Annotated in this window: 24 protein-coding genes and 1 pseudogene; 7 read left to right on the forward strand and 18 right to left on the reverse strand. The window is 73.3% G+C overall.

Annotated features, from left to right (window positions below):
• On the reverse strand, window positions 1-195 hold a 195-nt coding region (locus ABEA87_RS30855), incomplete at its 3' end, for a hypothetical protein (RefSeq protein WP_345635591.1).
• Between the two features lie 245 nt (window positions 196-440).
• Between ABEA87_RS30855 and ABEA87_RS30860 the strand changes: the two genes are divergently transcribed.
• The 3 genes from ABEA87_RS30860 (at window position 441) to ABEA87_RS30870 (ending at window position 3444) form a co-directional block, all read left to right on the forward strand.
• Entirely contained in the window at window positions 441-1472 is a 1032-nt protein-coding gene (locus tag ABEA87_RS30860; protein WP_345635592.1) for a LacI family DNA-binding transcriptional regulator, read from the forward strand.
• A gap of 161 nt (window positions 1473-1633) precedes the next feature.
• Window positions 1634-2464 carry a helix-turn-helix domain-containing protein gene (locus ABEA87_RS30865; RefSeq protein ID WP_345635594.1) on the forward strand — a complete coding sequence of 277 codons (831 nt, stop codon included), beginning with the start codon at window positions 1634-1636 and terminating at the stop codon, window positions 2462-2464.
• 164 nt (window positions 2465-2628) lie between these two features.
• Complete coding sequence (locus ABEA87_RS30870; protein WP_425570989.1) at window positions 2629-3444, forward strand: SAM-dependent methyltransferase; 816 nt, start codon at window positions 2629-2631, stop codon at window positions 3442-3444.
• A 93-nt stretch (window positions 3445-3537) separates the two neighbouring features.
• On the opposite strand, the gene ABEA87_RS30875 is transcribed toward ABEA87_RS30870, so the two are convergent.
• Entirely contained in the window at window positions 3538-3744 is a 207-nt protein-coding gene (locus tag ABEA87_RS30875; RefSeq protein ID WP_345635599.1) for a DUF397 domain-containing protein, read from the reverse strand.
• A gap of 528 nt (window positions 3745-4272) precedes the next feature.
• On the opposite strand from ABEA87_RS30875, the gene ABEA87_RS30880 reads away from it, so the two are divergent.
• The 3 genes from ABEA87_RS30880 to ABEA87_RS30890 all read left to right on the forward strand — a co-directional run bounded on the left by ABEA87_RS30880 (window position 4273) and on the right by ABEA87_RS30890 (window position 7655).
• Window positions 4273-4566, forward strand: coding sequence for a hypothetical protein (locus ABEA87_RS30880; protein ID WP_345635600.1), 294 nt, complete (start codon window positions 4273-4275; stop codon window positions 4564-4566).
• Between the two features lie 146 nt (window positions 4567-4712).
• Window positions 4713-4931, forward strand: coding sequence for a hypothetical protein (locus ABEA87_RS30885; protein WP_345635602.1), 219 nt, complete (start codon window positions 4713-4715; stop codon window positions 4929-4931).
• Between the two features lie 225 nt (window positions 4932-5156).
• Window positions 5157-7655 carry a DEAD/DEAH box helicase gene (locus ABEA87_RS30890; RefSeq protein WP_425570987.1) on the forward strand — a complete coding sequence of 833 codons (2499 nt, stop codon included), beginning with the start codon at window positions 5157-5159 and terminating at the stop codon, window positions 7653-7655.
• Between the two features lie 90 nt (window positions 7656-7745).
• Here ABEA87_RS30890 and ABEA87_RS30895 read toward each other — a convergent pair whose 3' ends face one another.
• From ABEA87_RS30895 to ABEA87_RS30925, 7 genes are all read right to left on the reverse strand, one after another.
• Window positions 7746-8948: a hypothetical protein gene (locus ABEA87_RS30895; RefSeq protein WP_345635605.1), complete on the reverse strand. Its 1203-nt coding sequence runs from the start codon at window positions 8946-8948 to the stop codon at window positions 7746-7748.
• Window positions 8935-9438: a SigE family RNA polymerase sigma factor gene (locus tag ABEA87_RS30900; RefSeq protein WP_345635606.1), complete on the reverse strand. Its 504-nt coding sequence runs from the start codon at window positions 9436-9438 to the stop codon at window positions 8935-8937. The genes ABEA87_RS30895 and ABEA87_RS30900 overlap by 14 nt, the downstream gene beginning before the upstream one ends.
• 68 nt (window positions 9439-9506) lie before the next feature.
• Window positions 9507-10391: a DUF3152 domain-containing protein gene (locus ABEA87_RS30905; RefSeq protein ID WP_345635608.1), complete on the reverse strand. Its 885-nt coding sequence runs from the start codon at window positions 10389-10391 to the stop codon at window positions 9507-9509.
• 117 nt (window positions 10392-10508) lie between these two features.
• Window positions 10509-11765 (reverse strand): RNA polymerase sigma factor, encoded by a 1257-nt coding sequence (locus ABEA87_RS30910; protein ID WP_345635610.1) that lies wholly within the window; start codon window positions 11763-11765, stop codon window positions 10509-10511.
• Window positions 11762-12115, reverse strand: a complete 354-nt coding sequence (locus tag ABEA87_RS30915; protein ID WP_345635612.1) for a YciI family protein — start codon at window positions 12113-12115, stop codon at window positions 11762-11764. Before ABEA87_RS30915 ends, ABEA87_RS30910 begins: the two co-directional genes overlap by 4 nt.
• Window positions 12116-12241: 126 nt before the next feature.
• Window positions 12242-12670 (reverse strand): NADPH-dependent F420 reductase, encoded by a 429-nt coding sequence (locus tag ABEA87_RS30920; protein WP_345635614.1) that lies wholly within the window; start codon window positions 12668-12670, stop codon window positions 12242-12244.
• Window positions 12667-13203: a VOC family protein gene (locus tag ABEA87_RS30925; protein WP_345635616.1), complete on the reverse strand. Its 537-nt coding sequence runs from the start codon at window positions 13201-13203 to the stop codon at window positions 12667-12669. Before ABEA87_RS30925 ends, ABEA87_RS30920 begins: the two co-directional genes overlap by 4 nt.
• 69 nt (window positions 13204-13272) lie before the next feature.
• On the opposite strand from ABEA87_RS30925, the gene ABEA87_RS30930 reads away from it, so the two are divergent.
• The gene (locus ABEA87_RS30930) at window positions 13273-13857 is read left to right on the forward strand and encodes a TetR/AcrR family transcriptional regulator (protein ID WP_345635617.1); all 585 of its coding nucleotides are present in this window, start codon (window positions 13273-13275) and stop codon (window positions 13855-13857) included.
• 155 nt (window positions 13858-14012) lie between these two features.
• Here the strand turns inward: ABEA87_RS30930 and ABEA87_RS30935 are convergent.
• The 9 genes and pseudogenes from ABEA87_RS30935 to ABEA87_RS30975 form a co-directional block, all read right to left on the reverse strand.
• Window positions 14013-14858: pseudogene (locus ABEA87_RS30935) on the reverse strand (sirohydrochlorin chelatase); the annotation flags it as partial.
• Window positions 14855-15454, reverse strand: coding sequence for a precorrin-8X methylmutase (locus ABEA87_RS30940; RefSeq protein ID WP_425570990.1), 600 nt, complete (start codon window positions 15452-15454; stop codon window positions 14855-14857). The gene ABEA87_RS30940 and the pseudogene ABEA87_RS30935, both read right to left, overlap by 4 nt.
• Window positions 15451-17112 carry a precorrin-3B C(17)-methyltransferase gene (gene cobJ / locus ABEA87_RS30945; RefSeq protein WP_345635821.1) on the reverse strand — a complete coding sequence of 554 codons (1662 nt, stop codon included), beginning with the start codon at window positions 17110-17112 and terminating at the stop codon, window positions 15451-15453. Before cobJ ends, ABEA87_RS30940 begins: the two co-directional genes overlap by 4 nt.
• A gap of 35 nt (window positions 17113-17147) precedes the next feature.
• Entirely contained in the window at window positions 17148-18332 is a 1185-nt protein-coding gene (cbiE, locus tag ABEA87_RS30950; protein WP_345635620.1) for a precorrin-6y C5,15-methyltransferase (decarboxylating) subunit CbiE, read from the reverse strand.
• Window positions 18333-18380: 48 nt separating this feature from the next.
• The gene (gene cobM / locus ABEA87_RS30955) at window positions 18381-19175 is read right to left on the reverse strand and encodes a precorrin-4 C(11)-methyltransferase (protein WP_345635622.1); all 795 of its coding nucleotides are present in this window, start codon (window positions 19173-19175) and stop codon (window positions 18381-18383) included.
• Window positions 19175-19936, reverse strand: coding sequence for a precorrin-2 C(20)-methyltransferase (gene cobI, locus ABEA87_RS30960; protein ID WP_345635623.1), 762 nt, complete (start codon window positions 19934-19936; stop codon window positions 19175-19177). Before cobI ends, cobM begins: the two co-directional genes overlap by 1 nt.
• The gene (locus ABEA87_RS30965; RefSeq protein WP_345635625.1) at window positions 19927-21324 is read right to left on the reverse strand and encodes a cobyrinate a,c-diamide synthase; all 1398 of its coding nucleotides are present in this window, start codon (window positions 21322-21324) and stop codon (window positions 19927-19929) included. The genes cobI and ABEA87_RS30965 overlap by 10 nt, the downstream gene beginning before the upstream one ends.
• Window positions 21318-21932, reverse strand: a complete 615-nt coding sequence (cobO, locus tag ABEA87_RS30970) for a cob(I)yrinic acid a,c-diamide adenosyltransferase (protein WP_345635627.1) — start codon at window positions 21930-21932, stop codon at window positions 21318-21320. The genes ABEA87_RS30965 and cobO overlap by 7 nt, the downstream gene beginning before the upstream one ends.
• Entirely contained in the window at window positions 21932-23968 is a 2037-nt protein-coding gene (locus ABEA87_RS30975) for a putative cobaltochelatase (RefSeq protein ID WP_345635629.1), read from the reverse strand. Before ABEA87_RS30975 ends, cobO begins: the two co-directional genes overlap by 1 nt.
• Window positions 23969-24025 lie beyond the last annotated feature (57 nt).

A 24025-nucleotide genomic window follows, 5' to 3' on the forward strand; every position in this document is an offset into this window, starting at 1 on the left:
GGTGGCCGCGGAGCCGCCGGTGGCCGCGGAGCCGCCGGTGGCCGCGGAGCCGCCGGTGGCCGCGGAGCCGCCGGTGGCCGCGGGCACCGCGGTGGCGGCGACGGTGGCGATGGCGGCGGGTGCCGCGGTGGCGAGCGCGAGGGTGGCGAACAGGATGGCGCGCCGGGGTGTGGGGCGCGTCGGGTGTCGGAGCATGTCGACTCCTGGGGGTGGAATGTGTCCATCGGCGCGTTGGACAGCAACGTATGTCGATGGAATGACATTTGCAAGACCTGAAAGAGCTTTCTTCGGGGCGGCCTCCGGCCGGGGCTCATAGCCTGAGCCAGGTCGGGACCGCGACGTGGCGCGGATGAGTCCTGAAAGCAGGCATGGCTTGCATGATCTGAAGGAATTTTCAGCCGGCTTTCGCAATCCTTGACGGCCTCCCTATGCTGCGGGGCATGCCGCCGCAGCCAGGTCGCGCCCGGCTCGCCGACATCGCCGGACAGGCCGGTGTCAGCGAGGCCACCGTCTCGCGCGTGCTCAACGACCGGCCGGGGGTGCGCGCCGACACCCGGCAGTCCGTGCTCACGGCGCTGGACGTGCTGGGTTACGAACGGCCCGAGCGGCTGCGCAAGCGCAGCGCCGGCCTGGTCGGCCTGGTGGTTCCGGAACTGGAGAACCCGGTGTTCCCCAAGTTCGCGCAGACCATCGAGTCCGCGCTGGCGCAGCAGGGCTTCACCCCGGTGCTGTGCACCCAGACCGCGGGCGGCGTCACCGAGGACGAGTACGTGGAGATGCTGCTGGACCGGCAGGTGGCCGGGGTCATCTTCGTCTCGGGGCTGCACGCGGACACGGCCGCCGACCACGACCGGTACCGCAAGCTGGTCGACCGGCCGCTGCCGATAGTGCTGATCAACGGGTACGTCGAGGACCTCGACGCGCCATTCGTGTCCTGCGACGAGGTGCTCGCCGGCCGGCTCGCGGTGGCGCACCTGGTGGCGCTGGGCCACACCCGGATCGGCCTGGTCAACGGCCCCGAGCGCTTCCAGCCGGTACGCCGCAGGTTGGCCGGGTACCGTGCCGAGATCGCCGCGCACGGGCTCGCGGAGCACGTCGAGCTGAGCCTGTTCGGGGTCGAGGGCGGGCAGGCCGCCACCCAGCGACTGCTCGATCGCGGTGTCACCGGCGTCGCCTGCGGCTCCGACCTGATGGCGCTGGGCGCGATCCGGGCGATACACGCGCGCGGGCTGTCGGTGCCCGGCGACGTGTCGGTGGTGGGCTACGACGACTCGCCGCTCATGGCGTTCACCGATCCGCCACTGACCACGGTGCGCCAGCAGATCACGGCCATGTCGCACGCGGCCGTCCGGGCGCTCGTCGATGAGATCAACGGGCAACCCGCGCCCCACTCCGAGTACGTCTTCCGTCCGGAACTGGTGGTACGCGCGTCCACCGGAGTCGCTCCCCGGGTGACGACTACCGGACGATAGCAATGCGACAAATTCTCGCTTTTGCCGCGAGAGGTCGGTGCACGTGCAGGTGCACGAGGCAGAATCCAGCGCAGGAGTAGTGCGGGTACCGGTCGGCTCCGGGTACCGTAGGCGCAACGTGAAGGCTGGGTGTTGCAGATTGCAGAGGAGCCCTGGAGGGGGTGGGGAGCGTGCCCGTCACCGGGCAACGTGTCGTCCGCCGGGCTCTGGGCCGACGGCTGACCCGCCTCCGCATCGCCAGCGGCAAGACCAGGCGCGAGGTCGCCGAGGAGAAGCTCGGCATGTCGGAGCCGACCCTCCATCGCATCGAGACCGGCAAAGTGCCGGTCAGCGGCGCGAACGTCCGCGCGCTGTGCTGGCTGTACGAGGCCGACCAGAGCGTGACCGACGCGCTGGCCGAACTCGCGCTGGGCACCTCGCAGGAGGAGTGGTGGGACGCCAACCCGGTCATCCCCGACTGGTTCAAGCTGTACGTGGGGCTTGAGGCGAGCGCGCAGAGCATCCGGAGCTATGACGGGGAGGTCGTCCCCGGCGAGCTGCAGACCGAGCAGTACGCGCGGGCCATCTTCACCGCCGAGCGGCCCGATCACACGCCGGAGGCCGAGCGCCAGGTGACGCTGCGCCTGCAGCGCCAGAAGTCGCTGTTCTCCCGCCGACCCCCCGCGCAACTGACCACCATTCTCGGCGAGGGGGCGCTCACCCGACCGGTCGGCGGTGAGACCGTACTCAAGGCACAGATCGAGCACCTGCGCTACACCGCGCGGGACAACAACATCACCATCAAGGTGCTGCCATGGTCGGTGGGCGCACACGCGGCCATGGCCGGCGCGTTCCGCATCCTCGACTTCGACGACCCCGAGGACCCCAACATCGTCTACCTGGAATCCCACGTCGGCGCCCTCTACCTGGAAGAGGTCGCCGAGGTCGAGGAGTACCGACGGATTTTTACGCTCATCGATAACAATGCGATACCGATCCACGATTATCGGTAGCGCAGCCGATCCATCCGGCGACGAGCTGGCCGAGCAGCATTAATTCGACGCAACGTCCCCCGCACGCACCAACGCGACGCCCGCAGGTACGCCGGCGAATCCCTGACGACAGTGGTTTGGTGACGAGGTGAGATTCCATGGCGACGGGTGAAGAGGCGGTCCATATGAACAACGCGGCGCTGGGCCTCGCCGGTAAGCCGGCGACCGCCGCGCGGATGTACGACTACTTCCTCGGTGGCGTGCACAATTTTCCGGCCGACCGGGACGCGGCCCGACGCGTCATCGAGCAGTACCCGCTGTTCCCCCAGTGGGCGGTGGCCAACCGGGCATTCCTGCGCCGCGCCGTCCGCTACCTGCTGCGCCACGGGATACGACAGTTCCTCGACCTCGGCTCGGGCATCCCGACCGTGGGCAACGTCCACGAGATCGCCCATGAGTTCGCGTCCGACGCCCGCGTGGTGTACGTGGACATCGACTCCGTGGCGGTGGCCGAGAGCCTCGAAATCCTCGACGGCAACAAGCTGGCCACCGCGATCCGGGCGGATTTGCGTGACCCGCGAGCGATCCTCGACCATCCCGACGTGCGCGCCATCCTGGACTTCGAGCGGCCGGTCGGGCTGCTGCTGGCCGCGGTGCTGCACTTCGTGCCCGAGGACGAGCAGGCCTACGGGGGCGTCGAGCAACTGGTCGCGGCGCTCGCACCGGGCAGCTACCTGACCGTCTCGCACGTCGCCACGGAGAGCCTTCCGATCAGCAGCACGCGCACCAAGAACGCGGTCGAGGTCTATACGCGGCAGACCGCGACGTCGGGCAAGCCCCGCGATCGCGAGCAGGTGGAACGGTTCTTCACCGGCCTCGAACTGGTGGAGCCGGGCGTGGCCTGGCTGCATGACTGGCGCCCCGATCCGAACGACACGACCAAGGTTCCGGCCAACCCGACCGACGGTGGCGAGTGGGCCGCCGTGGGCCGGAAGGGCTGACCGGGCAACGACGGCGCCCGACCCGGCGTTCGCACCGGCCCGCGTCGAGCAACGCGGGCCGGTGCGCCCCTCCTGTACCTGCGGGCCGGCGGCTCAGCCGATGAGGAGCTTGTCGAACTCGCCCTTCTTGGCGCCGTCGAGGAATGAGTCCCACTCCTCCGTGGTGAACCGCACCGTGCCGGCGTCGGGGCTCTTACTGTTGCGAACCTCGATCACGCCGGAGCTGCGACGAGCCTCGACGCAGCTGCCGCCGTTGCCGGTCGACCTGCTGGACATGATCCAAGCGGTGTCACTGTTCATCGGTACTCCTTCGCGGTATGAGACTTCTTACCGATCAACTGAACAGCTCCCCGAATCTCGGCGGGTCACGCGGAAACCCGTCGAACGGGCCGGTCAACGCCTCAGTTTTTCTCCCTTGCGGAACGTAACCGGGCCGGGCTCGCCGTCAGGGCCCGTTGAAGCGTGCGCTGCCCAGTAGGTGGCACTCCTCACCCCTCCCGCACGTCTCATCTTTCACGGCGAAATTCTGACCCACGTAGGGTAACCGAAATTGGTCGCTGTGAACGATCTCTACGTGATGACTTATCGTCGCGAATTCTTGCACGATGCATTAGGACACTGTCATGCTTACCGATGTGTGGCAACTGGGAGCCGCCAACCCGAGCGCCGCACCTTCCCCACCCGCGAAGCACGCCCACGACCTGCAGTTATGGGGGGAACGGCCATGGACATCCCCGGCCCCACCGTCGGAATCGACGCCGGCACGCGAACCGGCACCGACCGGGCGCCGATCCGGCCATGCCCGACCGGTCGCGGGGGGGTGCCCGCATGAGCGCGCCGGACTCCACCGACGAGTTCACGGTGCGCTTCCCGAATCCCACCAGCGAACCCGGCCACCCCGACGAGGTACAGGTGCGTGGCACCGTGAACCACGACGCCAAGACGATTACGTACGAGCTGCCGGACAAGACGCGCGCCACCCTCGACGTGGTCACCGCGCGGGCGCTCCAGATGATCCTGTGGGAGGGAGTGTTCGGCTCCCTCCAGCCCAGCGGCCCGCGCCTGAGGGTGGAGCGCCATCTGGGCACCGATCGGACCGGATCCCGGCACAACCCAGGCTAACCGGCGCCATCCGGCCGGCTCGACCCCCGCGAGCGGCCGGGTGCCCCACACCGGGGACGTGTACGGCCCGGGGCCGGGCAGCTGCATGCCTGGCCCCGGGCCGACCGTGCTTTGCGCTACGAACCGATGCTCTATACGGTATCTGAGTGAGAGTCGAGCGCCATTGGTGGAACGGCAACCGGAGTCTCGGTGGACGCCGTGATGTGTATATCCGCACCGATGGCCAGCGCTGGGAAGTAGAGGCGCAGGCCGGCGGCGTCACGGGGCGGTCCAAGGTGCAGCAGTGCCCCAGCCAGTCATCGGCGGAGATCCTCGCCAACGCGTGGCGCGGTGGTCGCCCGGAGTGGCGCGAGCTGACCACCTGAGCCCGCACGCCGCCGGGGCAGGCGGCGACAATCGGCGCGCGGGTGACCGAATCGGTACGCGACGTCAGATACCGCCCGCTTATGCGGGAGGCACGTGGTCGGCCGGCGTTTCGGACGAGTACCCTCGGGCTTCCTGATGCCTCTCGACGGGAGCCGTACCACCGTGGAGCCGACGCGGCGCCGGACCGGGATTTCCACCCGCACTTCGCTTCGGCGGATCGCGCCGTGACGCTCGTCGACGAGGTGTGCCGGGACCCGTCGCCGGACGCCGTCTTCGACGCGTTCTCGCGGTGGGCCACCGGGCGCGGGCTGACCCTCTACCCGCACCAGGAGGAGGCGCTGCTCGAGGTCGTCTCGGGGTCGAACGTCATCCTGAGTACCCCGACCGGCTCCGGCAAGAGCCTGGTCGCGACGGGCGCGCACGCCGCCGCGCTGGCCGACGGGCGGCGCACCTTCTACACCGCGCCCATCAAGGCGCTGGTGTCGGAGAAGTTCTTCGCCCTCTGCGACGTGTTCGGTGCGGCCGAGGTCGGCATGCTGACCGGCGACGCCAGCGTCAACGCGCAGGCCCCGATCATCTGCTGCACTGCCGAGATCCTGGCCAACATCGCGCTGCGCGACGGTGCCCGGGCCGACGTCGGCCAGGTGGTGATGGACGAGTTCCACTTCTACGCCGAGCCGGAGCGCGGGTGGGCGTGGCAGGTGCCGCTCATCGAACTGCCGCAGGCACAGTTCCTGCTCATGTCGGCCACGCTGGGCGACGTCAGCAAGCTGGCCGAGGACCTGACCCGGCGCACCGGCCGCGAGACCGCGGTGGTGCGCTCCGCGCAGCGCCCGGTCCCGCTGCACCACACGTTCGCCATGACTCCCCTGCACGAAACGCTGGAGGAGTTGCTGTCGACCCATCAGGCGCCGGTCTACGTCGTGCACTTCACCCAGGCCGCCGCCCTGGAACGGGCCCAGGCGCTGATGAGCACCAACCTGGCCACCCGCGCCGAGAAGGACCTCATCGCCGAGGCCATCGGCAACTTCCGGTTCACCGCCGGCTTCGGCAAGACGCTGTCCCGGCTGGTGCGCCACGGCATCGGCGTGCACCACGCCGGGATGCTGCCCAAGTACCGGCGGCTCGTGGAGACGCTGGCGCAGGCCGGCCTGTTGAAGGTGATCTGCGGTACCGACACGCTGGGCGTGGGCATCAACGTGCCGATCCGCACGGTGCTGTTCACCGCGCTGTCGAAGTACGACGGCACGCGCACGCGGCTGCTGCAGGCCCGCGAGTTCCACCAGATCGCGGGGCGGGCCGGCCGGGCCGGGTACGACACCGTCGGCACCGTGGTGGTGCAGGCGCCCGAGCACGTCATCGAGAACGAGCGCGCGGTGGCCAAGGCCGCCGGTGACGCGAAGAAGCTGCGCAAGCTGGTGCGCAAGAAGCCGCCCGAGGGCATGGTGGCGTGGGCCCGGCCCACCTTCGAGCGGCTGGTGGCGGCGGAGCCCGAGCCGTTGAAGTCCCAGTTCTCGGTGAGCCACGCGATGCTGCTCAACGTCATCGGCCGGCCCGGCGACCCGTTCACGGCAATGCGCCACCTGCTCACCGACAACCACGAGGACCGCGCGGCGCAGCGCCGGCACATCCGCCGCGCGATAGCCATCTACCGCGCCCTGCTGGCCGGCGGGGTGGTGGAGCGGCTGCCCGAGCCCGACGCCGAGGGTCGGTTGGTGCGCCTGACCGTGGACCTGCAGTTCGACTTCGCGCTCAACCAGCCGCTGTCTCCGTTCGCCCTGGCCGCCATCGAACTGCTCGACCCGGACTCCCCCGGGTACCCGCTGGACGTGCTGTCCGTCATCGAATCCACTCTGGACGATCCGCGTCAGGTGCTCTCCGCGCAGCAGTACAAGGCGCGCGGCGAGGCGGTGGCCCAGATGAAGGCCGACGGCATCGAGTACGAGGCCCGGATGGACCTGCTCGAAAACGTCACGCACCCGCGCCCGCTGGCCGACCTGCTGGAGGACGCCTACGCGATGTACCGGCGCGGCCACCCCTGGGTCGCCGACCATGAGCTGGCACCCAAGTCGGTGGTCCGCGATATGTACGAGCGGGCCATGACGTTCGTGGAGTACGTGAACTTCTACGGCCTGTCCCGCTCCGAGGGGCTGGTGCTGCGGTACCTCGCCGACGCGTACAAGGCGCTGCGCCAGACGGTGCCCGAGGAGGCCAAAACCGAGGAGCTGGTCGACCTCATCGAGTGGCTGGGCGAGCTGGTGCGGCAGGTCGACTCCAGCCTGATCGACGAGTGGGAGCGGCTGCGCAACCCGACCGACGACCCGGCCGCGGTGGTGTCGGCCCGGCCCACCGCGCTGACCAGCAATGTGCGGGCGTTCCGGGTGCTGGTGCGCAACGCGCTGTTCCGGCGCGTCGAGCTGGCCGCGCTGCGCCGGTACGAGGAGCTGGGCGAGCTGGACGCCGAGGCGGGCTGGGACGCGGACGCCTGGGCCGACGCGATCGACGGATACTTCGCGGAGTACGACGAGATCGGTACCGGCCCGGACGCTCGGGGCCCGAAGATGCTGATGATCGACGCGGGCCCGGATCGGTGGTCGCTGCGCCAGATCTTCGACGATCCGGCCGGCGACCACGACTGGGGCATCAGCGCGGAGGTCGACCTGGCGCGCAGCGACGAGGAGGGCGTGGCGGTCATCCAGGTGACCCAGGTCGGCCAGCTCTGACACCGCCGGCGGGCGCGGGTCGCCGGCCGATTCCACGCGGCGGCCCCGGGCCGGTGCCCGAGGCCCAGCGCGCGGACCGCGGCCGGTCCGTCAGCCCCGGGAGGGCGTCGCGTCGGCGGTGAGGTGCACCCCGGCGGCGAAGCGCAGCAGGTCCGGCTCGGTGACCCCCAGATTCGCGGGCAGCTGGATGGTTATCCCCCACCCCGCACCCTCGTCGACGTTCAGCATCGTGACGCCGGCGTCGGTGTGCAGCCAGGCCGGCCGCCCGTCGACGGTCAACGACTGACCGCTGCCCGCCCCCTGCGGGCCGGCATCGGCCATGACCACGATCTTGCCCGGGTAGCCCAGGCTGGCCTCGACCCCGGGCGGGTCGAAGGTGACCGCCGCGCGCGAGACGTTGTCGACGCCGAAGCCGGCCGGAACGAGATCGAAGTCGAACGGCCCGGGCTCGGTGATCGGGGCCTCGACCAGCGAGTCCGCGTACTCGGTCAGCAGTTTGTCCGGCACCTTGGTCGGCATGCTGATGCCGACCCACAGGCCCGGCCGCTGCGTCCAGCTCAGCACGTGATCGGTGCCGCCCGCGGTGCGCCGTTCGCCCATGACCGCCAGATGCCCCTCGACGACGGTCTTGGTCGCGGCGGTGGTCGGCGTGAACGGCCCGTCGGTCCAGGGCGAGTCGGCGGCGACCACCGTCACCGGGTCGCTGTCCGGCGAGAGGAGCTTGTCGATGGCCGCACCCGCCCCACCGGAACCGGCCGCACCCAGCGCGGCCAACCCCGACCCGGCCGCATTCTGAGCGGGCGCGTCCTGCGGAGCCCGCGTCGAGGTGGGCGGGGCGGGGGGCGTGGACGCGGACCCCGGCGGGCTGGGCGTCACGGACGCCGGCGGGTCGGGCGACAGGTACTCGAGCGTCGGCCGGCCCGCCACGAGCGACAGCACTGGCCGCAGGTCGCCGAGCAGCGGTGGTTTTGATGTGAACGGGAAGGTGACATCGACCGGCGACCCGGGAACGAAGACGACCGCGGGTGCGGTCGACCCGCCATCGCCCCGGCCGGCCGTGGCCGGGGCGGCACCCATCCGCAGCGCCGGCGGGGCAGCGAGCCGGTCGGCGAGCACGGCCGTGCCGAGCGTGGCCAGCGCCACGGCGGTGGCCACGCCACCGGCCAGCGCGCGGCGCCGCCTGCGGCGCCGGACCACGTTGCGCCGCACAGCGGACAGCACCTGGTGGCCGGCCGGGGCGGCCTGCGCGCGCCGGCTCAGCAGGTCGCGTAGCTCCTGTTCAAGCTCGTCCATGCGACGCTCCCGCCACCGCCGTGGGAGTCAGCGCGGCGCGCAGCCGCTTCAGTGCCTTGAACGCGTGAACCCGCACCGTGGCCGGCGAGCAGTCCAGCAACAGGGCGATGTCCTGGTCGGCCAGGTCCTCGTAGTAGCGAAGGACGACCACCGCGCGCTGCGCCCTCGGCAGCGTGGCCAGCAGCGACCACATCTCGTCCCGCTCGACGATCTGCTCCGCGCCCAGCGCCGGGTCCCGCCGCTCGGGCAGCTCGGCCAGCACCAGCTCGGCGCTGGAGCGCCGCCGGCGCCAGGACAGGTACTGGTTCAGGATGGCCTTGCGCACGTAGGGCTCCGGGCCTCCCTGATACTCGATGCTCGACCACCGCCGGTGCACCCGCACGAGCGCCTCCTGGATGAGGTCCTCGGCCAGGTGGCTGTCGCCGGTGAGCAGGTACGCGAACCGGAGTAGTGCCGGGGTGCGGGCCATGACGAACTCGCCAAAATCCACCCGCGCCCGCCCTTTCGCCTACTCCCCCGTCCACTGCTCCGACGCGGCCGACCCGGACCGGCGTTTACTCACTGCGACGCGAATTGCGCCGGGTCGCTCGGGATGGGGTCGGCGTACTGGCCGGAACGCCCATCGTAAACGTGCCCGTTGACGATCGGCCAGCTGTTGGTGACGCAGCCGTGCAGGCCCAGCGTCTGCTGTTGCATGACCGGGGCCGGCTGGCCGGGACCCGGGCACAGCTCGTGGCCGTGGTACAGGCGGTGCCCGGTCTCGTGATTGACCATGTACTCGCGGTAAGCGGTGACGTCCGAGAAAGTGGGTACCCCGTGCACCCACCGCGCGACGTTGAGCACCACCTTGTTGCCGTTGCGGCACGACGTGTACCGGTCGTAGCCGTCGCCGCACAGTACGTCCCGGGTCGCCGGGGTGGCCAGGTAGATGGTGAAGTCGTAGCGGCCGCCGGCGCCGACCTGCTGGAGGCGCCACTTCCCGGTGCCGGTCCAGCTCCTCGGATCGGACAGCACGGTCGAGACCTGGGTGGCGAAGTCGTTGGCCGAAATGCCCCGGATGCCGTTCTCCACCGCCACCCGGTACCGCAGCAGCTCACCGGCGGTACCGGCGACCGGGCCGCCGATCGTGGCCAGTTGGTAGGTCTTGGCGCCGGAGACCGGGTAGCTGATGTCAGGCGCGGCCGGGCTCGGCGAGGGTGAGGGCGACGGAGACGCAGACGGGGAGGCGGTCGCGCTCGCGGCCGTGGCGAGCGCGTGCGTGCCGCCGGCGGAGGCCGGCGAGCCACCGACCGTTCCGCAGCCGAACAGCGTCGCACCCGCGGTCACGGCCAACAGCCCCCCGGCCAGGCGCAGCCCCCAGGGGCGACGTGCTGGACGCTGCCCCGCGCTACGACCCGGCTCGGCCGCGCTTCCCCAGGCCGCGCGGCTCTCTCGGCAGACCATGCCCGCCCCACCATCCCCTCATCCGTCCGAACCGTCCACTGCTCAGACACGACGGGGGCCACCGGTCGTTTACGCCCGCGACGGATAACCTCATCCCGTTCGAAGGCGTGCCCCTCGCTAAGGGTCGGTGCCGGTGAGTGCGGCGAGCCTGCGGGCGAGGGTAGCGCGTTCGGCTTGATTGGCGGCGAGCTCGATGGCGTCCCGGTAGGCGCTGGCGGCCTCCCCGGTCCGGCCGAGCCGGTGTAACAGGTCAGCGCGCGCGGCGGGCAGCAGGTGGTAGCCGCCCAGTGCTTCGGCACCGGCCAGGTCCTCCAGCAGCGCGAGCCCGGCCTGCGGTCCGTCGCGCATGGCGACGGCCATTGCCCGGTTGAGCGCGACGACCGGCGACGGTGCGATCCGTTGCAGCACGTCGTAGAGCGCGACGATCTGCGCCCAGTCGGTGGTGGCGAGGTCGGCCGCCTCGTCGTGCAGGGCCGCGATGGCCGCCTGCACCGCGTAGGGACCCACCCCGGGGCCGGTCACGGCCGGTCGCACGAGCCGCAGTCCCTCGGCGATGAGGTCACGGTCCCAGAGACCGCGGTCCTGGTCCGCCAGCAGCACCTGGTCGCCCGCCGCGTCGACCCGGGCGGGGCGCCGCGCGTCGACGAGCAGCAGCAGGGCCAGCAGCCCGGCGACCTCGCGCTCGCCGGGCAGCAACCCGTGCAGGATCCGGGCCAGCCGGATGGCCTCGTCGGCCAGGTCCGCGCGGACGAGTTGGGGACCGGAACTGGCGGCGTACCCCTCCGTGAAGATCAGGTAGATGGTGCGGAGCACACCGGGCAGCCTCGCCGGCAACTCGTGGGAGGCCGGGACCCGGAACGGGATCCTCGCATCGCGGATCTTGCGCTTGGCCCGCACCAGCCGTTGAGCCATCGTCGCGGTCGGTACCAGAAACGCCCGGGCGACCTCGGGCGTGGTCAGGCCGGCGAGAAAGCGCAGCGTGAGCGCGGTGTGAGCCTCCGCGGGCAGCGCCGGGTGGCAGCAGGTGAAGAACAACTGCAACCGCTCGTCGGGGATGTCGTCGAGATCGGGTACCGGAATGGCCGGGGCGGCTCGCTCGGCCTCCACCTGGAGTACGGCCAAGCGAGCCGCATAGCTCCGGTCGCGGCGGATCTGGTCGACGGCCTTGCGCCGTGCCGTGGTCAACAACCACGCCAGGGGCTTGTCGGGTACGCCGTCGACCGGCCACCGCCGCAGGGCGGCCTCGATCGCCTCGGAGACCACCTCCTCGGCCAGGTCGAGGTCGCCCAACCGGGCGGCGAGCAGCGCGAGCAGCCGGGCCCGGTCCTCACGGAACACGGACTCGACGGAGCCGACCGCTCGCCCGGTGCTCATCCCTCGCGCCACTCCCAGACCGTACGCACCTCAACGCCGCCGCGTCGGGCGCCGGGGCAACGGGCCGCCCAGTCCAGCGCGGCGTCCAGGTCCGGCACATCGATCAGGTAGTAGCCCCCGACGATCTCCCGGGTCTCGGCGAACGGCCCGTCGGTCACGACGCGCTCGCCGTCCGCCCGAACCCGCACGGTCGTCGCGTGCGAGATGTCCAAGGCCTGGCTGTCCAGCATGACCCCGGCGTCGGAAATGGCCTTCGTGAAGGTCACGAACTCTTCCACGGTCGGGGCTTCGGCTGACTGGTCCTCGACCGAGTCGGGCGACGGGGTGTTCAGCAGCAACAGGTACTTCACGGTTGGCTCCTCTGTCCGGTGAAATCGCGTATGGATGACGAACGACGTCAGCGAAATCGACATCACGGCCGGAAGAATCTTCCGTGCGGCGCCGCGCCGGGTCCAGGAACGACCCGCCGCCCCACCTCAGGCCGACGCCGCCGCGGCCCAGCGTGCCCGCCACGCGTCGGTCTGCGCCGGGCTCTTGACGACCGGGTGGCCGAGGTGCCGCTCGGTCCACCGGCTCTCCACCGCACCGTTGTCCAACTCCTCGATCCGCCCGTCCCCGCGGTACGGGACGTAGTTGCCCGTGTCGACGACCACCGCCTCGCCGGGCAGGACGAGACCGGCCGTGCGCAGGTCGGGGACGCTCTCCAGCGGTACCGACACGATCACGACCCGCGCGCCCCGGGTGACCTCGGCGAGGACCGTGGGTACGGCGCCAGTCTGGGCGGCCAGGTCGGCCAGCGTGTGCGGGCCACGGCGGTTGGCGACGCTGACCTGGTGTCCGGCCGCGGCGAGGTACCGGACCAGGGTGCCACCGATGCTGCCGGCGCCCACGACGGCGATCTTCACTGTCGCTCCTCCGCGGCTGGCGTCCTCGCCGGCAGCACCGGCGGGCCGTTCTCCGTGGGCAGCACCGGCGGGCCGAAGTACGCCGAGTCCGCCGGGTAGAGGTCCCGCAGGTAGGGCTGGTCGCGCCCCAGGTCGCAGGGCTCGACCAGGAGGTTCCCGGGTCCCCGGCTGATCAACAGGGTCGGGTCGGAGCTCAGGAACGGCGGGTGGCCGAGGTCGCTCAGGCGCTGCCTCTCGGCGGCGTAGTCGTCGGCCCAGTAGCCGAGGTGGTGGAACCAACCCGCCTCGGGAGTCGCCAGCGGCGTGCCGGGAATCTCCTGCCAGAGCTCGACGGCGAACGGACTGCCGAGGGAGAACGTCACGCGCACGTCGACGCCTCGGGCCCGCCCTTCCGCGTCCTTGATCGTCATTGACCTGACGACCACCGGGCGCCAGGTGAGCCCGAAGAGTTCGCCGATCTCCGCCTTGCCTCGTTCAAGATCAGGTACCGCCAGGCCGACATGCCAGATCTTCCCCATCGGCTGCCCCTCCATCCGGACAGTGTGTCCACTTACCTTCACCACGATACGGACACACTGTCCGCTTCTCGTTAGACTGGGGGTGTGAAGTCGACGACTCCCGCCGCGAGCCCGGCACCGACCAGCGCGAGAGCGCCCCGGGCGGACGCCCGGCGCAACTATGAGGCGCTGCTCGCCGCCGCCAAGGTGGTGTTCGCGCGCTCCGGCGTCGACGCACCGATGGAGGAGGTGGCCCGGCGGGCGGGCGTGGGACAGGGCACCCTCTACCGCCACTTCCCGACCCGTGAGCACGTCTTCGTGGCGCTCCTGGGGGAACGCGTCGACCTGCTCGACCGCACCGCCCGGGAACTGCTCGAAGCGCCGGACCCGTGGCAGTCGCTCGTCGGTTGGCTGCGGCTCTACGACCAGAGCGCGACGGAGTACCGGGGCATGAGCACGCGCGTCGCGGAGGGCCTCGCGGACGACGCGTCGCCGGTCGCCGCCGCCTGCGCGCCAATGAAGGCCGGCTTCGGCGCGCTCTTCGACCGCGCGCGCGACGCGGGGGTCGTTCGATCCGACATCAGCGCGCTCCAGGTACTCACTATGATCTCCGCCCTGCCGAAGGACCCGGAGCGCGGCACGACGATCGAGCTGTACCTGGACATCGTGCTCAAGGGCCTCCGGCCCTGACCGGACGCGACCGGTCGCACCAGACCCGGTCTGGAACCGGGAGATCGACGCGGGCGATGCCTATCACCCGTCCACGGCGGGCTCTGCACGCCTCGCCGCCCTGGTAGAACCGGTCGCCCCGCAGTGGATGGCCGGCGGCTCGCCGTGAACTAAGAGTGCGGGTGGGCGTGGTCGTGCGGGTGCTCGTGCGGGGTCTGTGCCGCGCCGACCCGGTGGGCGTGGTGCGGCATGGCCACGCGGTACACGCAGGTGTCGCAGTTCATCCGGATGTCGCCGGCCAGTGCCTCCCGGTACCGCTCGATGACCAGGTCCGCGAGCGGATCGCAGTCGCCGAGCACCTCGGCCACGTCCACCCGCACGCTCGCCTGCCCGGCCGCCCAGTCCCGGGCCTGCCGCTCCACCCGCCGCGGCAGCACCCCGGTGAACAGGAAGTACGGCAGCACCACCAGGTGCCCGGCGCCGAGCCGGCGGCAGCGCTCCAGGCCGGCCGCGGTGTCCGGCGCAGCGAGCGAGACGAACGCGTACTCGACGCCCGCGACCTCGGTGGTCTCCGCGAGCAGTCGGGCCACCTTGGCGACCTCGGCGTTGGCGTCGGGGTCGGTGGAGCCACGGCCGACCAGCAGCACCGTGCTGTCCGGGCCCGCGCCGGCCTCGCCCAGCCGCTGGCGCAGCAGCGCCAGCACGGTCGGGTGCGGGCCGAGCGGCCGTCCGTACACTATGGACAGTCCGGGATGGCGGTCGCGCTCCCGGGCCAGCGCGGCCGGGATGTCGCCCTTGGCGTGGCCGGCGGCGACCAGCATCAGCGGCACCGCGGCCAGCCGGCTGGCTCCGCGCGTCACCAGTTCGGCCACGGCGTCGCGCAGCGGCGGCGGGGACAGCTCGATGAAGCCGCCGCCCACCGGGGTCTCGACGCGGCCCGCGACCCGCTTGACGAACTGGCGGAACTGGGCGGCGCCTTCGGTGTCGGCGGTGCCGTGGCCGGCGATCAGTAACGGGGTCATGGCAGCGGATCTCCGTAGAGCAGGGCGTTGACCGCCGCGGCGGCGATGGCCGAACCACCCCGCGCGCTGCGGTTGGACAGCTGAGGCAGCCCGGCCGCGCGCAGTGCGGCCTTGGACTCCGCCGCACCGACGTAGCCGACCGGCACACCGACCACCAGGGCCGGGCGCACCTGTCCGGCCTCGGCCAGGCGTACCAGCTCGAACAGGGCGGTCGGCGCGTTGCCGATGGCCCACACCGCACCGTCGGCGTGCTGCCGCGCGGCCAGCCGGATGGCGGCCGCGGACCGGGTCAGCCCGTGCTCGGCGGCGAGCCGCGCGGCCTCGGGCGCGGCCACCAGGCAGGTCGACGGGTACCGGGTGATGCCGGCGGCTACCATCGCCACGTCGACCACCAGGGGCGCGCCGGCGGCCAGCGCGTCGGCCCCGGCGGCGAGCGCCGCCTCGTCCACGACGAGGTCGGGAAGCCAGGTGGGGTCGGCGGTGGTGTGCACGACACGCTCGACCACGTCGCGGGTACGGGCCGGCAGGCGTGCGGTGTCCACCGCCTCGCGCAGCAGCCGGTACGACTCGGCCTCGATGGGGTGCACGGTCCTCAGGACAGCCACCGGTACTCCCTCGGGGTCACCATCCGGCCGGCGATGGTGGTGGTGCGTCCGGAGCCCACCACCACCATCGAGCGCATGTCCACGATGGACGGATCGGCGGCCAGCTCGGCCAGGCTCACGCGCAGGCAGCGCTGGCCGGGGCGCGACGCGTCACGGACCACCCCGACCGGCGTGTCTGGCGCCCGGTGCTTGCCGATGATGCCCAGCGCCTCGTCGAACTGGGCGGTGCGCCGGGCGCTGCGCGGGTTGTAGAGGCACAGTACGAGGTCGGCGCCGGCGCAGGCGTCCAGCCGCCCGGCGATGACCGGCCACGGGGTGTGCAGGTCGGACAGGGACAGGTACGCGTGGTCGTGACCCAGCGGCGCGCCGAGCAGCGCGGCGGCGGCCAGGGCGGCCGTCACCCCCGGCACCGCCTCGATGTCCACGTCAGCGCCGGCCAGCTGCAGCGCGGGCGAGGCCATCGCGTACACCCCCGCGTCGCCGGAGCCGATCAGGGCCACGCTGTGGCCGGCGGTGGCCAGTTCGACGGCGGTGCGGGCGCGCTCCTCCTCGGCGCCCAGCCCGCTGGAAAGGACGCGGGTACCGGGGCGCAGCACGTGCCGGATCTGCTCCACGTACTGGTCGAGCCCGACCACCACGGCCGCGCGGCGCAGCGCCTCGGTGGCTCGCGGGGTGCGCAGGTCCTCGGCGCCCGGGCCGAGCCCCACGATGACCAGCCGGCCGCGCGGGACCAGCCGGGCCAGCGCCACGGTGGCCATCGTGCCGGCCCGCTTGGGCAGCACGAGTCCGGCGTCCCGGCCGGCGGCCCGGGCGCCCAGCAGCGCCGCGGCCTCGGCCACGCTCGGCGTGCCGACCGCTTCGCGCACCACCTCGGACGGGTTCGGCACCGGTACGGCGGACAACTCCCCGGCGGTGAACGTCACCAGCGGCCAGCCGTGTCGCCGGGCGACCTCGACGATGCCGGGCTCGCCGGCCTTGAGGTCGATGGTGCCCAGCGCCCGGACCGATTCCGCCGCCAGCCCCGCCTCGGCCAGCCCGGCCTCGATCAGGGCCTCGATCTGCTCGGCCGGCGCCGTCCTGCTGGCGCCCACGCCGACCACCAGCGACGGGGGCCGGTACACCAGGTCGGCGGCGACCGCGGCGCGGTCGCTGACCGCGATGACCGTCGCCCCTTCGCCGTCCACCGTGGACAGTGGCGGCAGCGGCCAGGTCGCATCGGCGACCACCCGGACCGGCTCGCCGTCGAGCACGGCCCGGCCGACACGGGCCAGGTTCGCCGGGTCGGCGAGCCGGAAACCCAGGTCCGCCCCGAAGGAGTCCAGCGGGGTGCCGCCGGTGGCGTCGGTGGCCGTGCTGACCACCGGCCGGGCGCCCAGCGCCTCGGCGACCCGACCGGCCAGCGCGTTGGCGCCGCCGGCGTGCCCGCCCAGCATGGCGATGGCGTGCCGGCCGGCCTCGTCCACGCAGACCACACCGGGGTCGCTGTGCTTGCCGGACAGCAGCGGGGCCAGCAGCCGCACGGTCGCGCCGGTGGCCAGGAAGCATACCAGCGTGTCGCAGGCGTCCCAGGCCGCCCGCACCTGGTCGGCGGCCGGTCCACTGTGGAGCTTCACCTCGCCCGGCCACGCCTCGGCGAGGCGCCGCGCCATGGTCCGGCCGGCGGAGGTCACCGCTACTACCCCGATCACGACAGCACTCCGCTCACCAGATAGACCGGGTTGGTGGCGGCCAGCCGGTGCGCGCCGCCGGGCAGCGCGGACAGCCGGTTCGCCTGCACCTGTACCCCCTGCGCCCGGTACCCCCCGGCCGACAGCGCGGTGAGCGCCGGACCGACCCGCTCCACGGCGGCGTACGCGGCGACCACCCGACCCGGCGCTCGGGCGAGGCAGGCGCCCAGCACCTCGATCCCGCCGCCGCCGACGAACACCGCGTCGGGGTCGGGCAGGTCCGCCAGGCACCCGGGCGCCTCGCCCGCCACGACGGCCACCTCGACGCCCAGCCGCCCGGCGTTGGCGTGGATCGTGGCGCGGGCGGCCGGATCGCGCTCCACGGCCAGCACGGCGGCGCCGAACCGGGCACACTCCACGGCCACCGAGCCGCTGCCAGCGCCCACGTCCCAGACCAGGTCGCCGAGGCGCGGCCCGAGCCGGGCCAACGCCAGCGCGCGCACCTCGGCCTTGGTGATCATGCTGTCGCGGTGGTCGAAGGAGTCGTCGGGCAGCGCCCAGCCGTCCGGTGCGGGCGGCGCGCCGGAAAGCCATGGCCGCGGCGCGTCGGCCGCCGCCTCGGCGAGCACCAGCACCACGTTCGGGTCGCGCCAGGTCGCCGCCGCCGCCCCGACCGGGTCGGTCTCGGTGATCCGCTCCCCCGGCGCGCCGAGCCGCTCGGCCACGACGAACCGGCGGGGCAGGCCGGACAGCGCGGCGCCCAGCTCGGCCGGGCCGGTACCGGGGCCGGTGAGCACCGCCACCTTCGGGTACGCGCGGCACGCGTTAACCGCCGGCCGAAGCGCGCGGCCGTGCGCGGACACCACCAGCGCGTCGTCCCAGGGCATGCCGATCCGGGCGAACGCGACCGCCACCGAGGACGGCGCGGGCCGCACGTCCACGTCCAGGCCCCGGCGGCGCAGCGCCCGGACGATGCCGAAGAAGCCCGGGTCCCCGCTGGCCAGCACGACGACCGGCCCGTCGTGCCCGGCGATACGGTCGAGGGCGGCGGGCACGTCGCCCATCACCACCCGTTCGGCGGCGGCGTTGTCCACGGTGGACAGGATGCGCTCCGGCCCGGCGATCAGGGTGGCGGCGGCCACGGGTTCGGCCGCCGTGCCCGGGACCACACCCGGGCACCCGACGACCGTCACCGTCCTCATCGGACCCACTCCGTCGCGATGCCCGCCAGTACGGTAGGGCCGGGGACGTCAGCCATCGCGCAGCGCCTGCCGGGCCACCGGGTCGGCGCGCCGGTAGCCGTGGAAGTGGCCGGGGTGGTAAAGGTGGCTGCGGGTGCCACCGGCGGCCAGTGCCGGCCCGACCAGGAACAGCGTGTGCTTCCACAGTTTGTGCACGCGCACGCTGTCGGCCAGCGTCTCCAGCGTGCAGGAGAAGATCAGCTCCTCCGGCCAGCTCACCCGGTACGCGACGACCACCGGCGTGTCGGGCGGGTACCCGCCGGCGAGCAGTTCGTCGGCGAGTTGCCGGGTCCGGGCGGCGGACAGGAACACCGCCATGGTGGTGCCGTGCCGGGCGAAGGAGGCGACGCTCTCCCCCGCCGGCATCGGGGTCTTGCCGCCGCCGAGCCGGGTCAGCACCACCGATTGGGCCACCTCGGGCACGGTCAGCTCCCGGCCGGCCGCGGCCGCCGCCGCGGAGAACGCGGACACCCCGGGTACCACCTCGGTGGCCAGCCCCAGCGTGGCGCACGCGTCCAACTGCTCCTGCATCGCACCCCACAGCGCCGGGTCGCCGGAGTGCAGCCGCACCACGTGCAGCCGCTCGGCGATAGCCCGCCGGTAGATGTCCACCGTGGACTCCAGCGTCAGCGTGGTGGAGTCGACGATCTCGGCGCCCGGCTTCGCGTAGCGCAGCATGTCGGGATGCACCAGGCTGGCCGCCCACACGATGATGTCGGCCGCGGACAGCGCGTCGGCCCCCCGCACGGTGATCAGGTCGGCCGCGCCGGGCCCGGCACCCACGAACGTCACCCTGCCCGACATCACTCGCCCTCCCGCTTGGCCGGAATCAGCACCGTGGACAGGTACGGCACCGCGCCATCCACAGTGGACAAAGCCGCGATCCGCTCATCGGGCAGCCCCAGATGGCTGCCGAGCACCGCTTCCCGACCGGCCGCCGCCACCGCCGAGGCGATCGCGGGCAGGTGCCGGCCACCCTTGTACACCACCACCGTCGCGTTGCGCGGCAGCGCGGCCGACGTGGCGCCCTCCGACAGGGCGGCGGAGATGCCGTCCGCGCCGTCGGGCTGCGGCAGCAGCACCAGCGGCTCGCGCCCCTCGGCCAGCACGGTGCCCGAGACCGACGCCAGCGCCTGCATGGCGGTGATCCCCGGTACCGTCTCGATCACCACGTCCGGCACCAGCGCCCGGACCTGCCGGGCCAGGTAGCCGAAGGTGGAGTACAGGTTTGGATCGCCGATGGTCGCGAAGGCGGCGACGCCGCCGGTCTCCCGCAGCCACTGGGCGACCCGCCGCCCCGCCGCCGCCCAGTAGCCGTCCCGCTGGGCCCGGTCGAGGACGAACACCAGCCGCTCGACCCGCTCCGGCGCGGTGTGCGCGGCGACGGTCGTCTCCGCGCGGCCGGGCTCGGCCGCCGACTGGTCCGGGTCCTCGCGCGCCGGGCCAGGCCGGTCGGTCCCCAGCACCGGTACGAACACCCGGTCTGCGGTGCTCAGCACCCGGGCCGCCTTGAGCGTCACGAGCTCCGGATCGCCCGGGCCCACTCCCACACCGATCAGCCGCATGCCGCCACCAGTCCTCGCGCTATCTCCGGCCGACCGGCCCAGTGCAGGTGCAGGTACGAGGCGTGCACCCCGCCCGCGACCCAGCCCTCGCCGGCCGTGCCGGACCAGACCCACGCCGGTGCCGGGCCGGCGGCCGGCGACAGCACGGTGCGGTGGAACTCGTGCCCGGTCACCCGGGTGCCGGCCGGCCCGAGCCAGCTTCCGGTGCGGGCCACGGCGTCGCGGTACCCGAGGGTCAGCCGGTCGCTCATCGCGGCATCGGCCGGCAGCACCCCGCACATCGGGACGCCGTCGAGGCTGCGGGACAGCCAGAGCAGCCCGGCGCACTCGGCCGCGATCGGGGCGCCCCGCCGCGCCAGCTCGGCCACCTCGCCGCGCAGTGGAACGTTCGCGGCCAGCTCGGCCGCGTACACCTCGGGGAAGCCGCCGCCCACCACCAGCGCCTCGGTGCCGTCGGGCAGCTTCTCGTCCCGCAGCGGGTCCACAATGGACACCTCGGCGCCCGCACCGGCGAGCAGCTCCACCGTCTCGGTGTACCCGAAGCTGAACGCCGGCCCGCCCGCGACGGCGACCACCGGATGGCCCGGCACCGGCCGCGGCGCGGCGGGCGACCACGGCCGCACGGCGAGCGGCGGGGCGGCGCGCGCCACCGACAGGACCGCGTCCAGGTCCACCGACGCGGCGATCAGGTCGGCCAGCGCGTCGATCGACGCCATGGCCTCGGGCCGGCGCTCGACCGCCGGCACCAGCCCCAGATGCCGCGACGGGGTGGCGATCGCGTCGTGGCGGCGCAGCACGCCGAGCACCGGCGTGCCGACCTCCTCCAGCGCGGCGCGCAGGATGGCCTCGTGCCGGTCGGAGCCGACCCGGTTGAGCAGCACGCCGGCCAGCCGGATCGCCGGCGAGTAGGCGCGGAAGCCGTGCACCAGCGCGGCGATCGAGCGGCCCTGCGCCGAGGCGTCCACCACCAGCAGCACCGGCGCGGACAGCAGCGCCGCGACCTCCGCCGTGGAGCCGGGATCCCCGCCGCCCAGTCCGGTGGGCAGCTGGCCGTCGCCGGCGAGGGCACCGGGAACGCCCAGCGGCCCGAACGCGCGCCCGTCGTACAGGCCCATCACGCCCTCGATGACGGCCAGTTCGGCGCCGTCCGCGCCGTGCGCGAACAGCGGCCCGATCAGGTCCTCGCCGACCAGGGTCGGGTCCAGGTTGCGGGCGGGCCGGTGGCTGGCCAGCGCGTGGTAGCCGGGGTCGATGTAGTCCGGGCCCACCTTGAAGCCGGCCACCGAAAGCCCGCGCGCCGCGAACGCGGCCAGCAGGCCGGTGGCGACCGTGGTCTTGCCGTGTCCGGACGCGGGCGCGGCCACCACGATGCGCGGCAGGGTCACCATTCGATGCCCTGCTGCCCTTTGCGCCCGGCGTCCATCGGGTGCTTCACCTTGCTCATCTCGGTGACCAGGTCGGCCGCCTCGACCAGTTCCGGCGCGGCGTACCGGCCGGTGACCACCACGTGCTGGCTGCCCGGCCGGTCGGCCAGGGTCGTGACCACGTCGGCGACGTCCACCCAGCCCCATTTCATCGGGTAGGTGAACTCGTCGAGCACGTAGAACCGGTACCGCTGCGCGGCGAGGTCCCGCTTGACCTGCGCCCAGCCCTCGGCCGCCTCCGCGGCGTGGTCGCGCTCGTCGCCGGGGCGCGCCAGCCAGGACCAACCCTCGCCCATCTTGTGCCAGGTGACCGGCGCGCCCTGCCCGGTCGCGGCGTGGCGCTCGCCGAGCGCGCGCAGCGCGGACTCCTCACCGACCCTCCACTTAGGACTCTTTACGAACTGGAACACCACGATCGGCCAGCCGGCGCTCCAGGCGCGCAGCGCCATCCCGAACGCGGCGGTGGACTTGCCCTTACCGGCACCGGTGTGCACGGCCAGCACCGGCGCTCGCCGTCGCTGCCGGGTGGTGAGCCCGTCGTCGGGTACCCGCTCGACCTTCCCCTGCGGCATCAGGCCGCGCTTCCCGTGGCGACGGCGCGCAGGCCGTCGGCGGACAGCTGGTCCAGGCGCAGGTACCGGGCCGACAGCGCGCCGGCCAGCCGGGCGGCCAGGCCCAGGCGTACCGGGCCGGACTCGCAGTCCACCACGACGCAGGCCGTACCCGACAGGGCCGGGGTCACCGACACCGGATCCGGGCCGGCCGTGGCCCGGCCGTCGGTGACCAGGATCAGCAGCGGGCGGCGGTGCGGGTCGCGCCGGCGCGCCGAGGCGAGCACCCGGGCCGCGGTGGTCAGCCCGGCGGCCAACGGGGTACGCCCGCCGGTGGGCAGCTCGCGCAGCCGTGCCGCGCCGATGTCGTGGCTACCGGTGGGCGGCAGGGCGACCTCGGCCGCCTCGCCCCGGAAGGTGACCAGACCCACCTTGTCCCGGCGCTGGTAGGCGTCGCGCAGCAGGGACAGCACCGCGCCCTTGACCGCGCGCATGCGCTGCCGGGCCGCCATCGACCCGGACGCGTCGACCACGAACAGCACGAGGTTGGCCTCCCGGCCCTTGCGCACGCTGGCCCGCAGGTCTTCGGCGCGCAGCACGAGCGGGCCGGTGCGGCCGCGGGCGGCCTGGTGCGGTGCCGCCGCGAGCAGGGTCGCGGCCAGGTGCAGGCCGGTGGTGTGCGGGCCGGGCGGGCGGGCGGAGACGACCCGGCCGGATCGGGTGTACGCGGTGGAGCGCCGACCCTGCGGCGAGCCCGCCCCGGTGCCGGGCACGGCCAGCAGCCGGGCCCGGTACGGCTGGTCGGCCGAGGACACCTGAGTGCCGGCACCGGCGGCGCTCTTCGGCGCCGGGCCGTCGCCCTCCGGGGCACCCCCCGAACCGTCCGGGCCGCCATCCTGCGGGCCGCTGTCCTGTCGGCCACCATCCTGCGGGCCGCTGCCCCGCGGGCCGTTGTCGTCCGGGCCGTTGTCGGGGCCGCCGCCGGAGCCCGGGCCGCCCGGGTCGTCGTCGGGCGGCTGCGGTCCATCCGGCCCATCGGCCGCGTCGGCCGCGTCGCGCATGGCGTCGTCCAGCGCCTGTTCGGACAGCCCCGGCTCGTCGAACGGGTCGCGGCGGCGGCGATGCGGCAGCGCCAGCCGCACCGCGTCCCGTACGTCCTGCTCGTTGACCGCCGGCCGGCCGGCCCAGGCGGCCAGCGCCGTGGCGGTGCGGGCCACGACGATGTCGGCGCGCATCCCGTCCACCTCGAACGCCGCGCATACATGCGCGATGCGGCGCAGCTCGGCGTCGGGCAGCTCCACAATGGACAGCCGTTCGCGGGCCGCCTCGATCCGGGCGGCCAGCTCCGCCTCGGACTGGCCCCAGCGCTCGCCGAAGCCCTGCGGGTCCGCGTCGTAGGCCAGCCGGCGGCGCACCACCTCGGCGCGCTGTCCCGGATCCCGGGGCGCGGCCACGTCCACGGCCAGACCGAAGCGGTCCAGCAGCTGCGGGCGCAGCTCGCCCTCCTCCGGGTTCATGGTGCCGACCAGCAGGAAGCGGGCCGGGTGGCGCACCGAGACGCCGTCCCGCTCCACGTACGCGCGGCCCATGGCGGCGGCGTCCAGCAGCAGGTCCACCAGGTGATCGGGGAGCAGGTTGACCTCGTCGACGTAGAGCACCCCCCGGTGCGCGGCGGCGAGCAGGCCCGGCTCGTACGCCTTGACGCCCTCGGTCAGCGCGCGCTGCAGGTCCAGTGCGCCGACCAGGCGGTCCTCGGTGGCACCGACCGGCAGCTCGACGAGGGCGGCGCGACGGCGCGCCGACGGGGTGGCCGGATCGTGCGGGCCGTCCGGGCACTGCGCCTCCGGACGGGCCGGGTCACAGCCGAACCGGCAGCCGGCCACGGTGTCCACCTCGGGCAGCAGGCCGGCCAGCGCCCGGACCATGGTGGACTTGGCGGTGCCCTTCTCGCCGCGCACCAGCACCCCGCCGATCGCCGGCGAGACGGCGTTGAGCAGCAGCGCGAGGCTCAGATCGGACATCCCGACGACGGCGGAGAACGGGTACGGCGGGATCAAAACCCGCTCACGCGCACGGTCACGCTCAAGCTCCCTCCGCGGGTGTCCACGCCCGCG

This window comes from Rugosimonospora acidiphila, from assembly GCF_039543385.1.
Lineage (GTDB): Bacteria > Actinomycetota > Actinomycetes > Mycobacteriales > Micromonosporaceae > Rugosimonospora > Rugosimonospora acidiphila.